At 71.8% G+C, this 22,761-nt stretch carries 20 protein-coding genes; 6 read left to right on the top strand and 14 right to left on the bottom strand.

The genetic code is table 11. From position 1 onward, the window contains the following. Positions 1-203 precede the first annotated feature (203 nt). Entirely contained in the window at positions 204-365 is a 162-nt protein-coding gene (locus tag CXH06_RS18315) for a hypothetical protein (protein WP_157975640.1), read from the top strand. A gap of 38 nt (positions 366-403) precedes the next feature. Then, positions 404-670, top strand: coding sequence for a hypothetical protein (locus tag CXH06_RS06675; protein ID WP_114854381.1), 267 nt, complete (start codon positions 404-406; stop codon positions 668-670). 91 nt (positions 671-761) lie between these two features. On the opposite strand, the gene CXH06_RS06670 is transcribed toward CXH06_RS06675, so the two are convergent. From CXH06_RS06670 to CXH06_RS06635, 8 genes are all read right to left on the bottom strand, one after another. After that, a complete protein-coding gene (locus CXH06_RS06670; RefSeq protein WP_114854380.1) occupies positions 762-1,760 on the bottom strand; it encodes a LacI family DNA-binding transcriptional regulator in 999 nt (332 codons plus the stop codon). Continuing rightward, complete coding sequence (locus CXH06_RS06665) at positions 1,742-3,016, bottom strand: alkaline ceramidase (RefSeq protein ID WP_114854379.1); 1,275 nt, start codon at positions 3,014-3,016, stop codon at positions 1,742-1,744. The genes CXH06_RS06670 and CXH06_RS06665 overlap by 19 nt, the downstream gene beginning before the upstream one ends. Further along, complete coding sequence (locus CXH06_RS06660) at positions 3,013-4,140, bottom strand: N-acetylglucosamine-6-phosphate deacetylase (RefSeq protein ID WP_157975639.1); 1,128 nt, start codon at positions 4,138-4,140, stop codon at positions 3,013-3,015. Before CXH06_RS06660 ends, CXH06_RS06665 begins: the two co-directional genes overlap by 4 nt. Continuing rightward, a complete protein-coding gene (locus tag CXH06_RS06655) occupies positions 4,137-4,904 on the bottom strand; it encodes a sugar isomerase domain-containing protein (protein WP_114854377.1) in 768 nt (255 codons plus the stop codon). The genes CXH06_RS06660 and CXH06_RS06655 overlap by 4 nt, the downstream gene beginning before the upstream one ends. Then, positions 4,901-5,647, bottom strand: coding sequence for a 6-phosphogluconolactonase (locus tag CXH06_RS06650; protein WP_114854376.1), 747 nt, complete (start codon positions 5,645-5,647; stop codon positions 4,901-4,903). Before CXH06_RS06650 ends, CXH06_RS06655 begins: the two co-directional genes overlap by 4 nt. After that, positions 5,644-6,888 carry an AGE family epimerase/isomerase gene (locus CXH06_RS06645; RefSeq protein WP_114854375.1) on the bottom strand — a complete coding sequence of 415 codons (1,245 nt, stop codon included), beginning with the start codon at positions 6,886-6,888 and terminating at the stop codon, positions 5,644-5,646. Before CXH06_RS06645 ends, CXH06_RS06650 begins: the two co-directional genes overlap by 4 nt. Further along, on the bottom strand, positions 6,885-8,423 hold the full coding sequence (locus CXH06_RS06640; RefSeq protein WP_114854374.1) for a sodium:solute symporter family protein: 1,539 nt from the start codon (positions 8,421-8,423) through the stop codon (positions 6,885-6,887). The genes CXH06_RS06645 and CXH06_RS06640 overlap by 4 nt, the downstream gene beginning before the upstream one ends. Before the next feature lie 136 nt (positions 8,424-8,559). Then, positions 8,560-11,007, bottom strand: coding sequence for a PEP/pyruvate-binding domain-containing protein (locus CXH06_RS06635; RefSeq protein WP_114854373.1), 2,448 nt, complete (start codon positions 11,005-11,007; stop codon positions 8,560-8,562). A gap of 465 nt (positions 11,008-11,472) precedes the next feature. On the opposite strand from CXH06_RS06635, the gene CXH06_RS06630 reads away from it, so the two are divergent. Beyond that, positions 11,473-13,053 carry an MFS transporter gene (locus tag CXH06_RS06630; protein WP_114854372.1) on the top strand — a complete coding sequence of 527 codons (1,581 nt, stop codon included), beginning with the start codon at positions 11,473-11,475 and terminating at the stop codon, positions 13,051-13,053. Further along, positions 13,046-13,663 (top strand): TetR/AcrR family transcriptional regulator, encoded by a 618-nt coding sequence (locus CXH06_RS06625; protein WP_114854371.1) that lies wholly within the window; start codon positions 13,046-13,048, stop codon positions 13,661-13,663. The genes CXH06_RS06630 and CXH06_RS06625 overlap by 8 nt, the downstream gene beginning before the upstream one ends. A 23-nt stretch (positions 13,664-13,686) precedes the next feature. Here the strand turns inward: CXH06_RS06625 and CXH06_RS06620 are convergent, their stop codons facing one another. The 3 genes from CXH06_RS06620 to CXH06_RS06610 all read right to left on the bottom strand — a co-directional run bounded on the left by CXH06_RS06620 (position 13,687) and on the right by CXH06_RS06610 (position 16,509). Next, positions 13,687-14,151: a glyoxalase/bleomycin resistance/extradiol dioxygenase family protein gene (locus CXH06_RS06620; protein WP_114854370.1), complete on the bottom strand. Its 465-nt coding sequence runs from the start codon at positions 14,149-14,151 to the stop codon at positions 13,687-13,689. Continuing rightward, positions 14,090-14,527, bottom strand: coding sequence for a MerR family transcriptional regulator (locus CXH06_RS06615; protein WP_114854369.1), 438 nt, complete (start codon positions 14,525-14,527; stop codon positions 14,090-14,092). Before CXH06_RS06615 ends, CXH06_RS06620 begins: the two co-directional genes overlap by 62 nt. A gap of 278 nt (positions 14,528-14,805) precedes the next feature. Next, positions 14,806-16,509, bottom strand: a complete 1,704-nt coding sequence (locus CXH06_RS06610; protein WP_114854368.1) for an MATE family efflux transporter — start codon at positions 16,507-16,509, stop codon at positions 14,806-14,808. A gap of 335 nt (positions 16,510-16,844) precedes the next feature. Here CXH06_RS06610 and CXH06_RS06605 point away from each other — a divergent pair, with 335 nt between their 5' ends. Continuing rightward, the gene (locus tag CXH06_RS06605) at positions 16,845-18,578 is read left to right on the top strand and encodes a DEAD/DEAH box helicase family protein (protein ID WP_114854508.1); all 1,734 of its coding nucleotides are present in this window, start codon (positions 16,845-16,847) and stop codon (positions 18,576-18,578) included. Positions 18,579-18,856: 278 nt separating this feature from the next. Here the strand turns inward: CXH06_RS06605 and CXH06_RS06600 are convergent, their stop codons facing one another. Continuing rightward, positions 18,857-19,192 carry a helix-turn-helix domain-containing protein gene (locus tag CXH06_RS06600; RefSeq protein ID WP_198684030.1) on the bottom strand — a complete coding sequence of 112 codons (336 nt, stop codon included), beginning with the start codon at positions 19,190-19,192 and terminating at the stop codon, positions 18,857-18,859. A gap of 65 nt (positions 19,193-19,257) precedes the next feature. On the opposite strand from CXH06_RS06600, the gene CXH06_RS06595 reads away from it, so the two are divergent. Next, a complete protein-coding gene (locus CXH06_RS06595; RefSeq protein ID WP_114854367.1) occupies positions 19,258-20,052 on the top strand; it encodes an NAD(P)H-dependent oxidoreductase in 795 nt (264 codons plus the stop codon). 194 nt (positions 20,053-20,246) lie between these two features. Here CXH06_RS06595 and CXH06_RS06590 read toward each other — a convergent pair whose 3' ends face one another. Next, positions 20,247-20,963 (bottom strand): DUF402 domain-containing protein, encoded by a 717-nt coding sequence (locus tag CXH06_RS06590; protein ID WP_114854366.1) that lies wholly within the window; start codon positions 20,961-20,963, stop codon positions 20,247-20,249. A 52-nt stretch (positions 20,964-21,015) separates the two neighbouring features. Continuing rightward, positions 21,016-22,203 carry a DUF418 domain-containing protein gene (locus CXH06_RS06585; protein WP_198684029.1) on the bottom strand — a complete coding sequence of 396 codons (1,188 nt, stop codon included), beginning with the start codon at positions 22,201-22,203 and terminating at the stop codon, positions 21,016-21,018. Between the last annotated feature and the right edge of the window lie 558 nt (positions 22,204-22,761).

The following is a 22,761-nucleotide window of genomic DNA, read 5'->3' as shown; positions in this document are numbered from 1 at the left end:
GGGCCCGCCACTCGAGGCGACTTCGATCGAGAATCAAGCAGGAATTCCACGGTGTACTCGCCTCGAGTCTGCGTGCACCCGGACGCTGAGCCTGTGGTCCCGCTGGCGCCGGGAGCGCAGAAGTGTCGGACCTGCTTCGTAGGGTCCGCGGGCGATGCCGGCGCTCCCGTCGGCAGCATGTCCCCTCACGAACGGAGTCCTCGATGTCCCGCCACACCGTCATCGCTCTCGGCGCGGTCGCCACGACCGTCCTCCTCGCCATCGCCCCGCTCACGGGCATGCACGCCTGGGGGTCCACCGCTCTCGGCGTGTTCCTCCTGATCGAGATCGCCGCGCTGTGGGCGATGGGACGTGATCAGGCGTGAACCCGCCGTCCCGATCCGCCGAGGAGGCGTAGCACGTCATGGACCTCTCGCTCATCCCCTGGCCCGTCCGGGACGAGCACCGCGATACGTACATCTACCGCATGCTCGAACGCGAGAGCCTGCTGCGCGACGGCCTGCCGTGCGGAACCCAGGAGGAGCTCGAGGCGCTGGAGCAGTGGAAGGCGACGCTCGACAGGGCCGGGGTGGTGGTCACCTACGTCCCCGCACATCGCGACGGATTCGTGCTGGTCTACGCGAAGGACGGCGAGCGCGGGCAGATCATCCTGCGGCCGGAGCCCGTGTAGGCACGCTGCGGCGGTCACTCGCCCCTGAGGAGGACCATCAGGTCATCGGTGCAGGCATCGAGTCGCAGCCACGGCGCCCGATGTTCCCGCATCACCCCACCCTCCCCACCGTCGCCCGTTCGCGCAGCTCCCCCTGCAGCGCGATCCGCTGCGGCGTGAGCATCTCGCTCACCTGCCCCACCACCACGGTGCGCACGGCGAGCTCCCCGGCCTCGGCGGCCTTCAGGGCGATGCTGGTCAGGGGAGGCTGAGTGGTCAGCGCGATCGTGTCGTCGCAGCCCACCACGCTCACCTGACCCGGAACGGAGATCCCGCGATGGAGCAGCACGTCCATGACGCCGTGGGCGATGACGTCGTCGAAGGCGATCACGGCTGTCGGGGCGCCGGAGAGGATGAGATCGCCGGCTGTCAGGGTGTCGTCGTAGGTGCCGCTCGGGATGCGCAGCGAGGTGAGCTGCGCCCCGGTGCCGGCCAGGGTCTCCGCGACAGTGCCGTGCCGTTCGGCGTCCGACCACGATCCCTCGGGTCCGCCGACGTACACGAACCTCGTGTGCCCCAGCTCCAGCAGGCGCACCGTGGCGCGGGCGAGCGGGTCGCGGGAACTGACCAGGATCCGTGCGGTCTCCGGCTCGTCCCGGTTGAGGAAGAGGACGCGGCGGCGCGCAGTGAGCTCGGCCAGCTGGTCCCCGGGTAGGCGGGAGCTGGCGATGATCAGGCTCTCCGACTGCGCGCTCAGTCGCTCGATGGTGCGCTTCTCGCGATCCACGTCGCCGTCGGTGTCGGCGACGAGCACGGTGTGGCCGGTCTCCTCGGCGGTGCGCTGGGCGGCGCGGATCATCGGCGGGAAGAAGGGATTGGCGATATCGGGGACGATGAGGCCGATCGTGCGCGGCACCCCGGTGCTGAGCGCCCGGGCGTGGACGTTGGGCACGTAGCCGCGTTCCGCGGCCGCGGCGCGAACCCTGTCCACCGTCTCCGGCTTCAGCAGGCGCGGGGCGGTGAAGGCGCGAGAGACCGTCGACGGCGAGACGCCGAGCTCCTGGGCGAGCTCGACGATCGTCGGCGCCTTCTTCACCCGGCCTCCCGCCATGCGGTCACCGCCTTGTCGATGAGGATCTGATCCGAGCCCGCTGCAAAGGGTCCCGGCATGCCGTAGTACCTGTGAGCATCCTCCACCTCGTACCCACCCAGCGGGATCTCCTCGGCGGTCGGGATGTATCCGGGGCAGCCGTCGGCATAGCCGAGCACGAGGCAGGGCCCGTCGATCCGGTCCCGGATCTCCTCGGCGATCTGCCAGAAGGGCTCCCCCGGCAGCGCCACGATCGTGACGGTGCCGAGCCGGACGACGCTGACGCGACCGGTCCACGTACTCCCCTCGGGCACGGCGTCTGCCCAGTCGAGCCAGAGGGAGAGCAGGGCCGCGCGTCCCGGCGCGGCGGTCACGAGCTCGCTGCTCCAGGCCGCGGTGTGGACAGCGACCTGCTCGGCGCAGGGTCGGTCGACGGCCAACGTGACCGGGACCCCGGCGCAGTGCACCTCGTCCACCGACGGGATGGGCCCACCGACGGGGCCCGCAGCCTCCGCGCGAGCGGCGGCGAGCGCTGCCTCCGCGATCTCTGTGCCCACGCGGCGGGCTTCGGAGAAAGTCCGCGACGAGGATCCCTCCAGCGAGAAGGACGCCTCGGCGCTGTGCCCGGTGTTGAAGTCGCCGGCACAGCCGGTCGCGAAGACGGCGATCGACCCCGGGTGCTCGGCCTCGATGCGCTCCCGCAGGGGGTGCACGTAGTCGCCGGAGAGCAGACGGTTGGTGCCGTCGAGCACGACGGGGTGGCACGGATACGTCAGGAGGCTCACGGCCACCTCGCCGCTGGTCGCGTCGGAGAAGCGGAGCATCTGCACGGGCGGGTCCACCGGCCGCTCGGGATGGCGGCGGTTGGAGGCGACACCCACCTCGTGCGCGGAGCGGTGCTCCATCGTGCAGGGCCGGCGAGCGGCGCGGGCGGCAGCACCCGCGGCGACCGCGGCCCGGGTGATGACCCGGAGGATCTCGGGCGAGCATCGCGTGAGGCGGGTCGGCGTGGAGCACGGCCCGGCGTGGGTGTGGGTCGCCGTGGTGATCACCCGCTCGGGCCGCTCAGGATGCACGGACCGGGAGATCTCCTCGCAGGTGCTCTCCTCGAGCGCACAGACGTCCACGGTGATCAGCACGACCTCTTCGAGCGCGAGCGCGCGGGCGGTCAGAGGATCGTGCTCACCGAGGCTCGGCGCATTCCGGGCGGCGAAACCGGACATCGGCACCGGGGACGCGATGCCGAGGGGGACGACGGCGGCTCCCACAGCGATCATGCGAGGTCGACCTCCTGCCCGTGCTGCCACACGCCCCGGAGCGTCCCGTCGGCCGTGAGCGCCACGAGATCGGCGGGCCCGCCGACCCGCAGCACCGTGTCCCGGCCCAGGATCCGGCCGGGCGTGCGAGTCACCAGCGCCAACGCATCCCGCAGCGAGAGGCTCGTCGCGCGCAGCACGAACCGCAGGCCAGCGGCCACGTCGCTCGCGGCGCCGGCGAGCAGCTCGGTGCCCACGTAGGAGAGCCGGCCGTCGGTCGAGAGCTCGACGGTGCCTCCGACGGCGGTCTCGTAGCGGCCCGGCGGCCGGCCGGCGAGCTCGGTCGCGTCCGAGACCAGGAAGGCGCGGTCCACGCCCTTGGCGCGGAGCATGACCTCGAGGGTCTCGGGCGGGAGATGGTGCCCGTCGGCGATGAGACCACAGGTGAGACGGTCCTCGGCGAGCTGCGTCCAGAGCGGGTTGGGGTGGCGGGCCAGCTGCGGGGAGATCCCGTTGCCCAGGTGGGTGGAGAGTGTCGCGCCTGCGTCGACAGCCGCGATGATCTGCTCTCCGCTCGCGTGCGTGTGACCGATCGCGACGCGGATGCCGAGCCGCGCGATGCGCGCGATCTGCGCCGGAGACTCCTCGGTGTGCGGAGAGAGGGTGATCATGCCGACGGGGCCGGCCTGCTGCCAGCGCGCGACCTCCTCGGCGTCGATCGGTCGGATCTGCGCGGCATCGTGCACGCCCCGGGGGCCGTCGCGGTCCGAGAGGAACGGGCCCTCGACATGGGCGCAGGGGATCGCCTGTGCCAGGTGGGGCGAGTGGGAGCGGGCCTCCGCGACGGCGCGCAGGGAGCGGCAGATCGCCTCCTCGGAGGCGGTGACGATGGTGGGGACCCAGGTGGTCACGCCGCGCCGGGCGAGCGCATCGGTGATCTCGACGATCCGCGCGGCGGTGACCTCCGGACCGTTGACGTCGATCCCCGCGAAGCCGTTGACCTGCAGGTCGATGAGCCCCGGGGCGAGGTACGGCAGCTCCGCACCGGCGCCCGGGCGCCGGGTGATCGCGGTGATCCGCTCGTCGATCGTCACCTCGAGCAGATCGCCGGTGGTCGGGTCGAGGCCGCGCACCAGGGTGCTCACAGCGACCTCACCCGTCCGGTGAAGCGCTCGATGAAGCGGGAATTGGCCTCGTCGCCGCCCGGGGCGTTGCCCGAGCGCCAGATCGGCGGGTCGATGCCGCGCTCGGCAAGTGCCGCGACCGTGCTCATCATCAGCCAGTTCATGGTGAAGGCATTGGCGAAGGTGGAGATCGCACCGGTGCGCTCGGCGACCCCGTCGATCCCGATCACGGCGTCGCCCACGGGCACCTTGGTGTCGATGTGCAGGTCCACCACGTCGTGGAGGTTCTGCCGCGAGGGATGGCGCGCGGGATGGTCCGGGGCGGTGGCGTCGGCGTGCTCGCGGCTGGAGACGCCGAGGACCATGCAGCCCCGCTCACGAGCCGTGAGGGCGGCGTCGAGGAGGGCGGTGTTGATGCCGTAGGCGTTGACGAGGATCAGCAGATCATCCTCCCTCAGGCGGTTGTCCTCGATGACGATCCTCCCGTAGCCGGGGGTGCGCTCGATGGCCATGGAGCGCAGCGCGCCGGAGGAGAGCAGCGTGCCCTCGTCGAGGATCGCGGTGACGTGCATGAGCCCGCCGGCACGGAAGAACACCTCCTGGGAGGCGAGGTTCGAATGCCCGCCGGGCCCGTAGACGTGCACCAGGCGGTCCTGCGCGATCTGCTGGGCGAGCAGGCCCGCCGCCTCGGTGACCGCGGATTCCTCCTCCGTGCGGATCCGATGCAGGAGCGCCGTCGCGGCCCCGAGGTACTCTTCGGCGAGCTGTGCGGGATCGAGGGTCATCGGGGATCGGCCTCCGCGTCGACGAACAGGTGGGCATCGGGGTGGGTGCGCAGCGCGGTGCCCGGGTGGGCGCCGGAGATCGGCTGGTTCACGGCGTCGTGCACGGCCTGCCGCTTCACGGCGGTGGGAACGGAGGCGACGATACGGCGCGCGGCGAGCAGACGCGGGATCGTCACGGTGATGGCGTGGGCGGGGACGGCGTCGACGGAGGGGAAGTGCCCCTCGTCGACCTGCTGCCGCCGCGAGACGAGGTCGAGCTCGACCACGCGCGCGGAGAGCGGGTCCGCCAGGTCCGCCGGCGGGTCGTTGAAGGCCAGGTGCCCGTTGACTCCCAGCCCGCACAGCGTGACGTCGAAGAGCTCCTCCCCCATCACCGCCCGATAGGCCGCGGCGGCGGCCTCGGGCTGGGCGGTGACGTCGATGCGGTGGAAGGAGCGCGGGGCGACGTGATCGAAGAGCTCCCGCTGGAGCCAGTTGCCGAAGCCCTGCGGGGCCGAGGGCGACAGCCCGATGTAGTCGTCCATGTGGAAGCAGTCGATGACGGAGAAGTCGAGGTCCTCCGCGGTGACGAGCGCATGGAGGGTGGCGGACTGGCTCGGAGCCGCCGCGAGCATGAGGCGGGCACCGCCCCGCTCCGCGATGGCCGCGCGGAGGGTCTGGGCCGCGGCCGCGGCGGCGGCGGCGCCCATCTCCCCGGCGGTGGGATGGGCGTGGATCGCCAGCGGGTGGTCGGGGGTGGTCACAGCGGGTTCTCCTCGGTGGTGGGGGTGTTCTCGAGAGCATTCAGCAGCAGGAGCGAGCGAGCGATGTGCATGGGGTCCTTGACGGGCAGCGCGACCACTTCGTCGAGCGGACTGCCGTCCCGGGAGCGGATCTGGATCCACTCCCGGCCGTCCGGGTCGGGGAAGGTGGCGAGCGTGTAGTCGCGCACCCGCGCGGCCCAGCGGGCCAGTTCCGGGGAGCCGGTGCGGCGGGCGAGCAGCGCGGTGGAGTACATCGCCTCGGCATGCACCCACCAGAGCTTGGTGTCCCAGGTCCGCTCGACGAGCGCCTCGTACGGGGTGTCGATCCGGCGGCCGTCGGGCGCACCGCCGGTGTCCCGGTCGACGTAGCGCAGCAGGCCGCCCTCGGCCTGGTCCCAGCCGGTCTCCAGCGCCCGCGTCGCGAGTGCGGCGAGAGTCGCTCCGGGTACCGCGAGCTGTGGCTGGTGGTCCCCGACGTGCACCAGCATCCAGAGCACCTCGAGCAGGTGCCCGGGCGTCACATGCCGCGCCAGCAGGGTGTCGTGGTCGGCGGCGCGGTCGGGACGGAACTCCCACCAGGTGCCCGGGGCGAGGAAGGAATCCTCTCCGTGGACCAGCGCGTCGCGAGCGGCACGCGCGCTGGCCTTCGTCGCCGCGGTGGGGTCGGCGCGGTGCAGTTCGCCGGCGACGTGGACGAGGGTCATGGGGCCGGCCAGGTCGCGAAAGCCGGCGGGCACAGGGTAGGGGGCGCTGCGCGCGGTGCCCTGCCCGATCGCGGCCTCGGAGATGGCGAGGGTGCGGTGGGCTCGCTCCAGGCAGGCTTCCCGCCCCTCCCCTGGCGTCCGGGCAGCGCCGGCCAGGCCGAGCGCCGCGAAGAGATCGGCGAAGACGCTGGTGGCGAGCTCACCGTCCTGGTCAGGCAGCATCTCGCCGGCGTCGCTGAGGAGGAAGCTGGTGCGGCCGTCGTCGAGGAAGGCGTGCTCGGCGAGGAAGCGGGCGGTCCTCGCCGCGCGCCGCCGCCACAGCTCCGCGTCACCCGAGAGGCGACCGGCGTCGATCTCGTCGGCGACCAGGGCGCAGGTCCACGCCCACCGCCCCTGGGACCAGGTGTACTTCTCGGAGCTGATCCGTTCCCCGCGGTTGGTGAAGCACGTGTGCACACCGCCGAGGTCGTCGTCGGCCCCTTCCCGACTCCACCAGCGAAGCACGTCCTCCTCGAGGTGGTGGCGGAGGGTGGTCATCGTGCGGCCCTCTCGGCGGCGACGGCCGGCGCGTCGGCGGTCGGCCCGTCGTAGCCGAGCGAGTCGACCAGCGCATCGACCGTCGCACTGCGCCGAGGGCTGATGAGGCCGTAGAGGGTGAACACGACGATCGAGCACACCACCGGGGCGGCCACCGTGAGTGCCTGGGCGCTGGCCGTGCCCATCGCCTCGATGGGTCCGGCGAGCGCGTACTTGTTCACCGCGAAGACCGCCAGGCCCACGGCCCAGGACGTGATCGCCGCCGCGGAGCCGGAGCGGCGGAAGGCCGGCAGCAGGCCCAGCAGCATCGGGACGGCGATCGGTCCCACCAGAGCGCCGAACCACGCGATGAGCAGGCCCAGGACGCCGCCGAAGCTGTCGGCCGTGAGCGCGATCCCCATCGACAGGACGATGAAGAGGAAGGTGGTCAGCCGTGCCATGAACAGCTCCTTCCGCGCGGGGAGGAAGCCGCGGTCCCGGCGCAGCGCGGGGATGATGTCGCGCACCACCACCGAGGAGATCGCGTTCGCGTCGGAGGCGGTCATGGCCATCGTGTGCGCGAACATGCCCGCGAGCACCAGGCCCACCAGCCCGGCCGGGAGGAACTGCTGAGCCATCAGCGCGTAGGACTCCTCGGGATTCGCGAGGCCCGGGAGGAAGATCGGTGCCGCCCACATGGGGATGAAGAGCACCAGCGGCCAGATCAGGTAGAGAACCCCGGAGAAGATCATCGAGCGCCGCGCGGCGGCACCGTCGGCCGTGGAGATCATGCGCATCGCGAGGTTCCAGGTGCCACCGTTGTAGGACAGCGTGGAGATGATGCAGTAGGCCAGGAAGAACCAGACGGTGAGGTCGTTGTTGAACGGCGAGGCGTGGCCGGCGGGGAGCTGGTCCCACATGGTCCACAGGGCGGAGACTCCGCCCAGCTGCACGAGCACGATCCCGAGCATGGCGATCGCGGCGATGAACTGGATGAGGAACTGCCCCAGATCCGTGAGGACGTCGGCCCAGATCCCGCCGATGGTCGAGTAGACCATCGTGACGCCGCCGACGACGAGGATGCCCCACATCACCGGCAACCCGGCGAAGACCTGCAGCAGGATCGCGCTCGCGACCCACTTCGCGGCCACGTCGAACACCTTCAGCGCCGCTCCGGACCAGGCCAGCAGCTGCTCTGTGGGCACGTTGTAGCGCGTGGCCAGGTACTCCAGCGGGGAGATGATGCCCAGCTTCTGGCGCAGGCGCGGCCAGCGCGGCGCGAAGAGCCAGGCGCCGACGGAGCACGCCACGGTGATGCTCAGCGCCCACCAGACGTACACGGCGAAACCGGTCGTGTAGGCGAGTGCCGCGTAGCCCACGAAGACGGCGGCCGAGTACCCGGACATGTGGTGGGAGATGCCGACGAGCCACGCCGGCAGCTTCCCGCCCGCGACGTAGAAGTCCGAGGCGTCGGAGATCTTGGACTTCGCGTAGATGCCGATCACGACCATCACGACGAAATAGCCGGCGATGACGACCCAGTCAAGAACTGCCATTGTTCTTCCTCATCTCTTCGGTGGGATGAGCGGGAGCGTGGCATGCAAACGTGTGCATGGCGACGGGCCGTGGAAGCGTGACCTGTTCGTGATCTCGAGGGGCGGGGTGACGGGCCCGCGTCCCGCCAGCGTCGGATCAGTCCTTGATCCCTGCGAGGTCCTCACCCTCCCCCTCGATCACCACCATCCCGCTCGCCCCGTCGATCGAGATCAGCTGACCGGTGCGGATCTGCGTGGTCGCGCCCTTCACGCAGATCACGGCGGGGATGCCGTACTCGCGGGCGACGGTGGGGCCGTGGGCCATGGCCGCGCCGGTCTCGGTGACCAGCCCGGCCGCGGTGAGGAACAGCGGGGTCCAGCCGGGATCGGTGGTGGGCGCGACCAGGATCTCGCCGGGGTCGATGCGCGCCCCGCGGGGATCCGTGATCACCCGGGCGCGCCCGGTCGCCCGGCCGGGGGCGGCGCCGACGCCGCGGAGACCGCCGGAGTCCTCGAGCGCGGGGAGGGTGGCCTCGACGTCGGTGCCGTCGGAGAGCAGCACCACCGGCACGTGGCGGCGCCGCATCTCCCGGTCGTGGGTCGCGCGCCGCTGAGCGACCAGCTCCCGCAGATCCGTGCCCTCGTCCGCGGCGGCGCGCACCTCGTCGACCTCGAGGAACATGATGTCCTCGGCGTCCTCGAGCTGCCCCTGCGCGACGAGGAGCGCCCCGGCGGCGAGCAGGCGTCGCCGCGCCTGACCGAGCGCGAACAGCCACAGGAACTTGGGGAACTCGCGCAGGCCGATGAGCTGGCGCGTGCGGCGCAGGAGGACGCCGACCAGCGGGGCGAGGGGCGCGCGGCGGGCCCGCACCCGCTCCACCAGCTCCGTGATCGCGGCCTCGCCCTCCTCGGCGGCGCGCCGGAAGCGGGCCTCGGGCGCCTGGGAGGGGTCGGTCAGGCGCAGGTAGTTCGCGAGCGCGTCGAAGACGGGTGCGGGGTCCTCGCCCCAGCGCGGCACACCCACGTCGATCTCGGCCGCTCCCCGGTGGCCGTAGTCGGCGAGGAACCGCTCCAGGCCGATATCGGGCAGCGTGCCCTCGCGGAGCATCTGCACCAGCTGCGGCACGGGGGTCTCGGTGAGCAGCTCGCGGTGCTCCGCGGCCCCGTCCGCGATCCGCCACAGCTCCAGGTCCATCTCGGTGGTGACGTTGTGCGGGGCCCCGCGCACCACCTCCGAGACCTCGCTCTCCGTGGCGATGCCGCGCAGCAGCCCGACGGCCAGGCCCTGGCAGCCCATGGCCACCCACAGCGGGTTCAGGGCCCGGATCATCGGCCCGGCCAGCACCTCCAGGTGGACGCGCTCGGCGTCGTCGAGGTGCTCGGCCACCGTCGAGGCGGCCGTCGGCGCCTCGCAGGCCTCGCGCACGGCGCCGGCGGAGGCGAGGACCTCGCGGCGCTCGGCATCGGGGCGACGCAGGGCGGCGACCGCCCCGCGGGCGATCGGCGGGACGTTGTGGGCCACCATCCGCGCGACGGCGCCCAGGGGGATGCGCAGACGCTGCGAGGTCAGCCGAGGATCCCGGACGGCCTTCTCGATGGCCGGGACCACGCGCGGGCCGTAGGTCGCCATCATCTCGAGCAGATCCCGGCGGACGCGGGGGCTGCGGGCGAAGGGGGTGAGGTCCAGGTACATCCGCCCGCCGACGAAGCGGAGCAGCGCGGTGACGTCCAGGGTTCTCGCCCCGAAGAGGTCGAGCCACTGCCGGGTGATGCGGAGCATCACGGAGGCACCCATCGGGGTCATGGGCCGCAGCATGCCCTGCATGTGCCCGGCCTCCATGTAGACGCGCAGCTCGCCGTCCTGGGACTCGGGGGCGGGGAACAGACTGGTGATGGACCGGGACTGGAGCAGCCACAGGGTGCCGGCGGTGTCGTAGGCCCATTCGATGTCCTGCGGCGAACCGAAGTGCTCCTGGATCCGGAGGCCGACGCTCCGCAGCTCGGCGAGCTGGGCGGTGTCCAGACATCCCTCGGCCCGCGACGGGATCGTCTCGCCCAGCACGTAGTGGTCGGCATCGACGCTGCCGTCGACCACGGCGGCCCCTGATCCCGTGACGGCGTCGACGACCATCTCGCCGCGGGTGCCGGTGAGCGGGTTCGCCGTGAACAGCACGCCCGCGGCCTGCGGCGCGATCATGGTCTGGACCACCACGGCCATCCGCGATCCGTCGATGCCGTGCGCCGCGCGATAGGCCAGAGCCCGCTCGGAGTCGATCGACGCCCAGCAGGTCTCGATCGCGGCGAGCAGATCCTCGAGGCCCACCACGTCCAGGAGCGTGTCCTGCTGGCCGGCGAAGCTGGCGCCGGGGAGGTCCTCCGCGGTGGCGCTGGAGCGGACGGCCACGGGCACCTCGTCACCCAGCGCGGCGTACGCCGCGGCGACCTCCTCGCGGGGGATGCGGCCCGCATCGTAGGCCTCGGTGGTGAGGCAGAACCCCGCGGGGACCCGCTCCCCGGCGGCGATCAACATGGCCAGGCCCGCAGCTTTGCCGCCGATGCTCTCGAGGTCCGCCGGGTCCAGCTCGGTCAGCGCGAGGACCGTCATCGCCGCACCTCGCTCACGGTGACTGCCTGTGCGACCGTCTCCGGTCGGGCATCCGGGGCGAGCAGTGGGTCGAGGGACATGGTCCTGCCTTTCACGGTCGCGGCGCTGCGCGGGTGGGGCGGCGCCGGCGTTCGGCGCAGGGCGCCCCATCACCCCAGCACAGCACGAAGAGCTCGCGGCGGGGAAGGGGAATCGCCGACGATCGGCCCGCGGGAGACGGTCGAGCCGCTCCTTCCTGCTCAGGGCCGCTGCCCAGAGAGGTCGGGCTGGACCATCGACGCCGCGGTCGGCCGCGCGCCATTCCTCGCGAATGCAGCAGCGGCGCGACGCCGCACGATGCCCGTCACACAGAGTTGGCCAGTTGGCCAACTTTGTGGGAGAGTCTTTCCGACCGGGGCGCTGCGCGCCCCGGAGTCGCTGCGTGCCTGCCGTTCGCAGCCCGTCCGCTCCCTCGAGAGGTGACCCGTGTCCCCCCTGCGTCGTTGGACGGCTCTGGTCGTCCTCGTGCTTCCCGTGCTGTTGATCTCGATCGACATGTCCGTGCTCGGCATCGCCGTGCCGGCCCTGTCCGCGGACCTGCAGCCGACGTCGAACCAGCTGCTCTGGATCATCGATCTCTATTCGTTCCTGCTCGCCGGTCTGCTGATCTTCACGGGGTCGCTCGGAGACCGGATCGGCCGCAAGCGGATGCTCATGATCGGCGCGCCCCTGTTCGGCGCCGCCTCCCTCGTGGCCGCCTTCGCCACCAGCCCCGAGATGCTGATCCTCGGCCGTGCTCTGCTCGGCATCGGCGGAGCCACCCTCATGCCCTCCACCCTCGGCCTGATCCGCGCGATCTTCCCGGACCGCACCGAGCGCCGCTCCGCGATCGCCGTGTGGGCCGCTGCGTTCGGCGGCGGCGCCGCCCTGGGCCCGGTGGTCGGCGGGCTGCTGCTGGAGAACTTCTCGTGGGGCTCCGTGTTCCTCCTGAACGTGCCGGTGATCGTGCTGTTCCTGCTCACCGGCCCCTTCCTGCTGCCCGAGGCGAAGGACCCGAACCCGGGCCCGTTCGACCCGATCTCCGTGATCCTCTCGATCGCGGGCATGATCTCCCTGGTCTATGCGCTCAAGACCGGTGTCAAGGGGCTGGACTGGACGGTGCTCGCCGCCCTCGTCCTCGGCATCGCTGCGCTGGCCTGGTTCATCACCCGTCAGCGCCGCCGCGAGAACCCGATGCTCGACGTCTCCCTCTTCAGGAACTCCGCGTTCACCTCGGCCCTGACCATCAATGTGATCACCGTGTTCGCGCTCATGGGCTTCATGTTCTTCCTCCCGCAGTACCTCATGCTCGTGCGCGGCATGGGTTCGGCCCAGGCCGGCCTGTGGATGCTCCCGCTCGCGCTGGCCACCGTGGTCGGCACCATGCTGGCTCCCGTCGTGGCACGGATGACCTCGGTGCGCACGGTGGTGATGGCGGGCCTGGCCCTCGTGATCCTCGCGTTCATCATCGGCACCCAGCTGGACACTGCCGCGACCATCGTCCTGTTCGCGCTCCTCTCGGCCGCGTTCGGCCTCGGCGTCGGCCTGGCCGAGACCCTCACGAACGACGTGATCCTCACGGCCGCCCCGAGCGACCGCGCCGGCGCCGCTGCAGCGATCTCCGAGACCGGGTACGAGTTCGGTGGAGCGATGGGCACCGCCGTGCTCGGCACGGCGGGGATGGCCGTGTACTCGAGTCGTGTCGTCGAGACCGCATCCCTGCCCGGCATGGATTCCGAGTCCGCGACCGCTGCGTCCCAGACCCTGGCCGGTGCTCATGAGGTCGCGACGACGCTGCCCGACGGTGGTGCCCGCCTCCGCGAGATCGCGGATACTGCCTTCATGACGGGAATCGACCTCGTGGCCGCGATCGGCATCGGCACGGCGGCCATCACCCTGGTGCTGGCCTGGCGGGGCCTGCGCTCGGAGTCGCGGGCGGCCTCCCACGCCGCCGCGGCTCCGGACGAGGAGACCATGCCACGCGCCGACGAGGCGTCCGCCGACAGGGCCGGGGCGACTCGTGGCTGAGCCGCGCCGCACCAACGTCCCGATCGACCAGCGCCGCCAGGAGCTCGCCGAGACCGCCGTGACGGTCATGGCGCGCGACGGAGCATGGGCGCTGACCACGAGGGCCCTGGCGAAGGAGGCCGGGGTCCCCCACGGGTCGGTGCACTATGCGTTCTCCTCCAAGGACGAGCTGATGCGTGCGGTGCTGCGGCTGGACCTCACTCACCTGTCGGACCTGATGCCGACGCAGCAGGACCGACAGGTGCACGGTCCCGACGATGCCGCCGCTGCCGTGGCAGAGCTCTTCATGGCCTACGCGGACTCCGTCATCGCCGCTCCGGACGTCGAGACCGCCTACTTCGAGCTCTCGCTGATGGCGGCCCGCGACGAGAAGCTGCGATCTCTGGCCGTGCAGTCCCAGCAGGAGCACCGCCGGACCATGGCGGCCTTCCTCGACGACCTGGCCGAGCAGTCGGGCCTGCGCTGGGAGGTCGAGGTCACGCTGGTCGCCGACCAGGCGTTGACGCTGCTCTACGGAGCATCGCTGAGCTGGCTCGAACAGCGCGACGACACCATGTTCCGAGCTGTGCTCCAGGATGCCGCGAGCATGGTGGGCCGCCGACTGCTCTGAGCTCGCTCGTCAGCACCCACGCCTCAGCGCGGCCGCTCCCCATCCGTCGAGAACCCGTCCCGTGCCGCCCGCTCCTCCAGGCTCTCGAGCTCCTGGAAGAAGCCGACCTGCCATCGGGCCGGACCCTGCACACGGGCGTTGAGCGTGCGGAAGGGGGTGCGGGTGGGCGGCGCCAGGGTCTCGGCGCCGTGCGTGCGGGCGGCGTCCAGGGCCTCCTGGGTGTCCTCGACCTCGAGGGCGATGCGGAGCGTCGGCCCCGTCGCCGGGGGTGCACCCTCGACCTCGTCGACGGCGCGGGCGTGCTCCGGGGTGGCGAGCTCGAGGGTGGCGATCCCGGCGTGCAGGATCGCCACCCGATCCTCGCCCTCGGTGGCGAAGGCCGGCTGCTCGGGCATGCCGAGCACGTCGCGGTAGAAGGTCAGCGCCTCATCGAAGTCGTCGGTCTCGATGATCAGGCGCAGCTGGCGGGGTGGGGTCGGATCGCTCATGCGGCCCATCGTGGTCCCTGACATGCGTGTCAGGGTCAAGCCCCAGCCGTTCCCGCAGTCGTGCGAGCCCCGCCAGTTCCTCCTCGATCTCGTGGCGCTCGCTGTGCAGGCGGTTCTCCGCGGCGGCGAGAGCCTCTCCCAGCAGGGCCTGGTCGCGGGCGGGAGCGGACAGGGCCGGGAGCAGCTCCTGGATGACGGCGCTGCAGATGCCGGCACCCAGCAGCTCCTGGATCTGGCGGACGGCCGCTTCGTCGGCGGCGGTGTACTCCCGCTGTCCGGACGCGGTGCGGGACGGGGCCAGCAGTCCCTGCTGCTCGTAGTAGCGCAGCGAACGGGGACTGGCCCCGGTCCGCGCGGCGATCTCGCCGATCCTCATGCTCCCCGTGCCCTCGCTCTCCGTGACCTCCGTCCGGCGGCGCGGCCGCCCGCGCCTGATGCACGATCCTCGCCCGGCGTCCGGGTCCGGTCAATGGTGGCCCTGGTCGGGTCGCGGGGTGCCCAGCTCCCGCCGCTCTCCATCCGCCGTCGCCACCCACGGGCGGGGTCGCGAGCGCGACGGGGGCCGACCCGCTCAGGGCACGTCTGACCAGCAGGGGGTCGAGCCACCGGCTCAGCGCGCGGAGGACGTCTCCGGCACGTCAGGGGAGGACGAGGTCACTCCCGCCGGCCTGCAGCGCCGACGGCGACGAGATCCGCCTCGGTCCGCTCCTCGACCTCCGAGGTGTCCGGCACCGTCGCCGGTTCCGGCGCCGTGCTCGGAGCAGTCCGTTCCGGTCCCGGAACCTCCAGCGAGGAGCACGCGACCGCAGGCACCGGCTCGGTGACGGTCGGCACGGGCTCGGTCGCCACCGGGACCGGGCCCGTGACCACCGGGATCGGCCCGGTGACCGTCGGGAACGATCCGGTGATGGTGGGGATGGCCCCCGTGACGGCGGGGATCTGACCCGTCACCGTCGGGAGGGCGCCGGTGACGGCGGGGATCTGGCCGGTGACCGCGGCGAAGGAGCCGGTGACGGCCGGGCCGTCGGGCAGCGCGGCGAGGCGGCGGTGGGCGCGCACGTAGGCGGGCACGAGCAGCGCCACCGCTCCTGCCCAGGCGAGCGGGGTCCCCCACACCACGCCGGCGAAGCCGAACAGCGCGCCGAGCACGACCGCGGTGCCCAGCCGCATCGCCAGCTCGATGACGCCGGTGAGCATCGGCACCAGCGGCTGTCCCAGGCCCTGCAGGGCGCCGCGCAGCACGAACAGGATGCCGAGGATGCTGTACAGCGCGGCATTGATGTGCAGGGGGAGCATCGCCATCTCGACGACGTCCTCGGATCCTTCCCCCACGAACAGGTGCACCAGCGGCCTTCCCGCGAGCACGAGCACCACGCCGATCGCGAGGGACGAGCCGACCGCGAGGCCGAGCGCCTGCACGATGCCGCGACGGATCCGCCGCCCCTTCCCCGCCCCCAGGTTCTGGGCCGCGAAGGTGGTCGCGGCGAGCCCCAGGGACTGCAGCAGCGCCACGCCCAGGCCGTCCACCCGCGCATAGGTCGTGTACGCGGCGACGGCGTCGGGCCCGAGGGTGTTGATGCGGATCTGCACGGCGAGGCTGCCGATCGCGATGATCGAGGCCTGGAATCCCATCGGCAGACCGATCCGCAGGTGCTCGGCGAGCGCGGCCCGGTCGATGCGCCAGTCCTCGCGGGCCACGTGGAGCGCCGGCACCTTCGCCCGCACGTGCGCGAGGCACAGCAGGGCGGAGGCGAGCTGAGCGATGCACGTGGAGAGCGCGGCGCCGGCGATGCCGAGGCCGGCCCCCATGACGAAGGCGATGGAGAGGACGACGTTGAGCAGGCAGGCGATGATCAGGTAGCGCAGCGGGGTGCGGGAGTCGCCGATCGCGCGGATGATCGCCGCGAGGTAGTTGAAGAACATGACGGTCCCGGCGCCCAGGAAGCTGATCCGCGCGAACGTGGTCGCCTCCGGCAGCAGCTCGGCGGGGGTGCGCAGCACGGAGAGCATCGGCCCGGCGGCGAGCGCCCCGCCCACGGAGACGACAACGCTGATCGCGGCGGTGAGGATGGTGCCGGCGACGACGGAGCGGGCCACGCCCCGACGATCCCCGGCACCGTACGCCTGCGCCGTGGGGACGGCGAAGCCGGTGCTCACACCGATCGCGAATCCGAGCAGCAGGAACAGCAGCCCCCCGGTCGCACCGACGGCGGCGAGGGAGTTCACGCCGAGGTGTCGGCCGATCACGGCGGCGTCCGCGAACTGGTACATCTGCTGGACGATGTTGCCCAGCAGCAGCGGGACGGCGAAGAGGAGGATGACGCGCCAGGGGGCGCCGCGGGTGAGGACGACGGGCATGGGAAGCACAGCTCCGGGTCGAAGAGGGTGGAGTCTCCGGCGCGCAGAGCGACGGCCCCGGCGAGTGCCGGGGCCGCGTCCATCGCGTCGGGAAGTCGTGGGGCAGGCGCAGGGGCGCTTCTGCCAGAACCTCCATACTTGCGGATGCAGGACCCGCGCGGAAGGGGGTGGCGGTCGCTGATCCGTGTGACGTCGGTCGTGCCGGCTCCTCGCACGATCACCGCTCGGCGTGGAGGGACGCGCCCGTGGTCTCCGGCACGCCTCGATCGCCTGGTGCCGGCTTTCGAGCCCTGCGCAGACGACGGAGGGGGACGATGCCCAGGTACCCTCTCGAGATGCCCTCCCCCCGCCGGTCCAGCACCCGCCGTCGCCGCAGGTCTCCGCGCCGCAAAGGGTCTGCCGGCGCACCCAGGGAGCTGCCCTTCGTCGGCCCCGGCGAACGACTCTGGGTGCTCGACGTCCCCTACGGGACCCAGGTCGAGGGCGCCACCTGGCATCCGGCGGTGCGGATGCACCTGCACGTCGGCCGAGAGCTCCCGGCGCATCTCGCGCCCTACGCGCCCGGGCCGCACACCCTGGGACGCTTCCTCGAGAACACCCTCAACCCCGACTCCCCCACCGAGAATCCGGCGCCGTCCGAGGACCTCGAGCCCCGCCAGAACCAGTTCGAGGCCGCCGACGCGATCGCCGAGCACGCCCAGGCCGGCGGCCGCCAGTTCCTGCTGGCCGACGAGCCCGGCGTCGGCAAGACCATCTCCGCCGTCCTCGGGGCCACGGCCGCGGGCGACCTCCGCGGGGCGCAGCGGGTGCTCGTGGTCGCCGACCGCCCCGCCGCGATCACGATCGGGCACTGGTGCCGCACGATCACGGCTCTGGGCGACGACGGTCTGGAATGGGTGGTGATCACCTGGGACCGCCTGGAGAAGGTCACCGACCACTCCTGGGACGTGATCATCGCTGACGAGGCGCACGCGCTGCGGCGGACCACCACGAAGCGGTGGAAGCTCTGGGCGCGGATCTCCGGGCACGCAAAACCGCACGAGAAGGCCCCGTTCGTCATCGCGACCACCGCCACGCCCGGCCACACACCGCTCGAGCTGCCCTACCTCGCGCCGGCCTACGCGCAGGCGCACGGCGAGACCATGAAGGACTGGACCTCGGCCTCCCAGCCCGGCGCCACCTTCGCCGCCGCTCTCGAGCGTCATGGCATCGGCGTGGAGCGGGGTCGCTACGGCGCCACGTGGACCACCGATCCGGCGCGGCGCGCCGAAGACCTCGCGCGAGTGCGCGGCTGGCTCGAGGACCAGCGGCCGACGGCGATGCTGCACCGCGCGGCGCCGTGGGGGCCGGTGCCGATCTCCGGCATGCCCGTGACGCTCACTCCCGCGGAGCGGGCGACGTACGAGGCCGAATGGGGAGAGTTCTGCCGCGAGATGGACATCGCCCGGCGGGGCCGCAACACCGCCAAGGGCCGGGCGGCGCTGCTGCGCTTCCGCCAGAAGGCCGGGCTGATCCGCGTGGACTCCACCGTCTCCTGGATCGCCCAGCAGGTCGAGGCCGGGCGCCAGGTGGCGTGCTCGGTCGAGTTCGTCGGGACCGCCGCGGAACCGATCACCGAACGACTGCGCGATGCCGGCCTCGAGGTCGCCACGATCTACGGCCAGGGCCGCTTCGACGTCGAGACCGAGAGGCTCCGGTTCCAGACCGGGCAGGCCCCCGTCTGCGTGTTCACCACCGTCGCCTCGATCAGCCTGCACGCCGGGGAGACCCTCGCCGGCGGCCGCCGGGCCAGCACCGAGCCCCGCGTGGGCCTCTTCCACCAGGCCCGCTTCTCGGGGATCGCCGGCCGGCAGGTCACCGGGCGCACCCACCGCGACCACCAGGTCTCCCCGTGGCACATCGCCTACGCCCAGGGCACCGTCGAGGAGCAGGTCAGCAAGGTGATGGTGGAGCGCATCGCCGCGGCCTCCGACACCGTGGGCGGGGACACCGCCGGATTCGCCGACGTCGCCCAGCTGCTCGGGGCGGACTGGCTGCCGCCCGCGGCGCTGACCGCGGAGAGTGCCTGAGCGGGGTGGGGCTGCGGAGCGGCGTCGTTCGGCTGGGCAATATTCAGGGGCCGATCTGTGCCTGACGGTGAACGCATCTCGTGCCGCAGTTGATCAGGTGATCGAGGAGCTGCCTCTCCTGGCGTCATGGCGAGGTGGCCTGCACTGCACGGTCAGCAGATCTGTCACGAAAGACTCGGCGGAGACCCTCCTCACAATCGTCGCGAAGGCGCGGTCCGGATGTGCCGCTGAGGTACACCGCAGAGCAACAGGATCCTTTCCCCTTTCACTGCCAAGCGTCAGACTGCCCACTCCCTGGCAAAGTCCGCCCCCCACGCTTCCATAGCCTTCACCAGCGGTTCGAGGGATCGACCTCTCTCCGTGAGGGCGTATTCGACGCGCGGCGGCACCTCGGGGTACGCCGTGCGCTTGACGACGCCGTCCTCTTCGAGTTCACGCAGCTGTCGCGTCAGCGTCCTTGTGTTCGCCAGCGGCACGAGTCGGCCGAGCTCGTTGAAGCGCCGGGTGCCACCGAGGAGATGCTTCACCAGCGTGAGCTTCCATGTTCCTCCCAGCACGGACACCGCCACCTCGACGGGGCAGACCTCCATCGCTCGCGACACGGGCAGACGCATGAACCCTCCTGGTGACAAAAATGTCCGTACTAGCGGAATCTACTCTAAGCAGAGAGCATCGAAGCATGCAGCACACTGACACCACCGCGTCGACAGTCCATTGGCTCAGCGCTCACCCCGAGCCGTCCTCCTTGAACGGTTGCCTGCGTCGCGACGCCATCGCGCACCTTCGCCGAATCGGGCACACCGTCCTCGAATCGGACCTCTACGCCATGGAGTGGGACCCGGTTGTTCGTGCCCGCGACGGAGGGCAGGATCCCGGCGACGAGCAGCGACCATTCCGCGTGAGCACCGACACGCGAGACGCCTACATCTCGGGCAACCAGCCGGCTGAGATCGTCGCCGAGCAGGCAAAGCTCCAGGCGGCGGACGCGATCGTCGTCCAGTTCCCACTGTGGTGGTACGGGATGCCCGCCATCCTCAAAGGCTGGTTCGATCGCGTCTTCGTCAGCGGATTCGCCTTCGGCACCGATCCCTGCACCGGCCGCAGGCTCCGGTTCGAGCAGGGCCCGTTCGTTGGCAAGCGTGCACTTGTGGTCACCACGCTTGGAGACCGGCCGCATGCCATCGGTCCGCGAGGCAAGTCTGGCGAGTTGAACGAGCTGCTGTTCGGCCTGCTCCACGGCACCTTCGCCTACACCGGGATGAGCGTCCTCCATCCATGGGCTCTCCCCAGCGCCGACCGCATCACCGACTACGAGCGAGTACGCGACGACCTGCGGCGTCGACTCGACAGGCTGTACACCGACGAGACGATACCGTACCGACCCCAGTTCACCGGCGACTACACCCCGGAGTGGGAACTCCAGCCACACGTGCGTCCTGGAGAACGCGGCGTACGAGTGCACACCGAGAACTAGGCATGGGACTGCGGCACGGGGACCTCAACAGGACACATCCGCCACATCGAGCGTGGGACTGCCGCACTTGTTGCTACGGGTCATGACGTTGTCATCACGGGGCGGGGAGGGGGAACGACTCCCTGACCGGAACGCTGGGTGGTGCCGAAGCCGTCCATGCCCCATCCTGTCCCCGCGCGCGGTGGACGTCGGGCTCAGCCCCCGTGCGTCGACCGTGGATCCAGATCCCGCCATCCCGCCGGGAGGGGCGTCGGGCCGACGTCGGCCGCGGGCAGCCACGCGGTCCAGTCCGCATCCAGGGGCCAGCTCCCCCGAGTGAACGCCGCATGCAGCACCCGGCCCTGCTCCCGGATGCGCTCGGCCTCGGAGGCGGGGGCGGCCCCGACCTGCACCATGAACTCCAGTTCGTCGTCGTCCTTGTACTCGACCCGCCAGGAGTCCGTGCCAGGAGTGCCGGTACCGACCACGTCGAGATCCCAGTCCTGGGTGTCGAAGCCGATCGGGGAGCGCTGCCAGGGGCACTCGAGGTTCCCGTACCAGTCGCCGACCCAGGTCTCGCCGTCGTGCCAGCGCCAGATCGACCAGTTCTCCCCGCCACGGTGCACGCGGATCACCGTCGGCCCGCGCCAGGAGGTCACCTGATGGGTGCCGTCCCAGTCCAGTGGCGCGACCTGCCGACCGCGGGGCCCGTCCCTGCGGCCCGCGCGCCGCGCCATGCCCGATCCCTCGGTGGTGGCGACGACCGAGAGCTCCGCGGAGTCGACCACGACGGTCCCCGCCACGGCGAAGCTCGGCGCGGGAGCGGCCGACGGCCGGTTCCTGATGCTGCGCAGCACCACGGGCGTGCCGGGGGCGAAGGGCGCCACCGGCGGCTCGGGCTCGGGGACGGGGACGCGAGCGGAGAAGGACACGCGCCGACCCTACTGCCTGCGGGTGCACCGGATCGTGGGTGGTGCGGCCCTCTCAGCTGCGGGCGGGCGCCCCGTCGACCAGGCGGCGCATGAGGGCGTCCAGCGGCCCGGGTCGTCCGGCGCGCTCCAGCGCGGACGCCGCGAGCAGCCCCAGGAGCCAGACCCCGGTGGCGACAGCGACCGCGCCGAAGGGGCCGACGTGGGCGCCGACCCCGATCAGCTCGGAATGGAGGGTCGCAGCGATCAGCACCGAGTGCAGCAGGTAGAAGGTCAATGAGCGGGATCCCATCGCCGCGAGCGCCCGGGCGAACCGGCCGGGGTGCTGCTCGACGCGGGTGCCGATCAGCGTGAAGAGCGAGGCGTAGCCGAGGCCTCCGGCGACCCCGGTGAGGATCTGCAGACCGTTCAGCAGCCCGATGGTCGCCCAGCCGGCGTCGAGCGCGCCCACCGAGGCGAGCGCCGCGGGCAGGGCACCGCCGACGGAGACGGCGATGCCGAGCGTGGCGAGCAGCCGCAGCGTGCGCCGGTGTCGGTCGACGTCCTCGAACAGCCGCAGCCTCCCGGCGAGGAATCCGGTCACCACCAGCAGCAGGAGCGGGTAGCCGAGGACCATGAACACCAGCGTGACCGGGTAGGCGAGGATCCGTCCCGCCCAATCCCCGGCCGTGAGGTATCCGGGCACAGCGGCCAGCGCGACCGGATCCGTCGCCGCAGCGTAGGCGTAGGCGACGGCGAACAGCGTGTTCAGGAGCGCGGAGCCGACCAGGAGCACCCCGAGCGCCACCACCAGCGCGCGGGTGCTGAGCAGCAGCAACCAGCCCACGAGCAGCAGCGCGATGCCGTAGGAGCTGAGGATCTCACCGGGGAAGACCAGGACCGCGTGGATCACCCCGAACAGCAGCAGCGCCCCGGCCCGTCGCAGCAGCCGGACGTACGCCTGGCGCGGGATCCCGTCCCGCTCGCTCCGGCGGTCCGTCCCGCGCGCCACCCAGTAGCCGAACAGGATCGCGAACAGGGGGAATGCGCGGTTGTCCAGGAGCAGGGCACTGGCGAAGGCAGTGACGCGGTCGGCAAGCGGCAGCTGCGAGACATCCGCGCCGAAGTGCGAGCCGGCGTACACCGTCGCGTAGGCGGCGGCGATCATCAGCAACATCGCGCCGCGGGACATGTCCGGGGCGAGCAGTCGGCGCGGTGCCGGAGCGGCGGTGCGGTCGGTATCCGTGGGCGGGGTGTTCGTCATGGCGGCACATCCGGAGGTGTCGTCGGCAGGGACCCGTCGTGGTCGATGCCCCATCCTCCCAGGTCGGGCCTCCCGCGCCAGTGCCGGTCGTCATGGAGTGGCATCCCGGGTCGGAGTATCCGAGGCCGGAGCCGAGCATCCGCGGGCACCCTACCGAGACGGGGCCGCGGCCGAGGCGGGCGCGGAGCCGCGGCAACGGGGTGAGCGGCAGGGTGCGCAGAGCTGGGTGTGGGCGCGCCGGTGGGACGGTGTCGTCAGGATCGATGGTGAGGTCCTCGATCATGAGCGGGCTCTTGCCTCTGCTCGTGCGCCGTGAGGTACTCCCAGCGCCCTCCTCGCCAGGAAATGCCCGGCGAGCCTCTCGTGCTCGACAGGCATCGACTCTCCTCGCAGGACGGAGGTCAACACCTCGACGGACCGCTCGGTTCACCTGCTGTGCCACCCGGTCCTTCGTCCGCGAAACTGGCACGCACCACGCTCGTCCACCGGTCCCGGCAGGTCCCCGCCGTGCTCGTGATCGGCAACGGCCCCACTCATAACGTGACACGACCCGTCCGG

The organism is Brachybacterium sp. YJGR34, from assembly GCF_003347015.1.
Lineage (GTDB): Bacteria > Actinomycetota > Actinomycetes > Actinomycetales > Dermabacteraceae > Brachybacterium.
The sequence above is the reverse complement of the archived record's forward strand: the minus strand, read 5'-3'. Positions and strand labels throughout refer to the sequence as shown.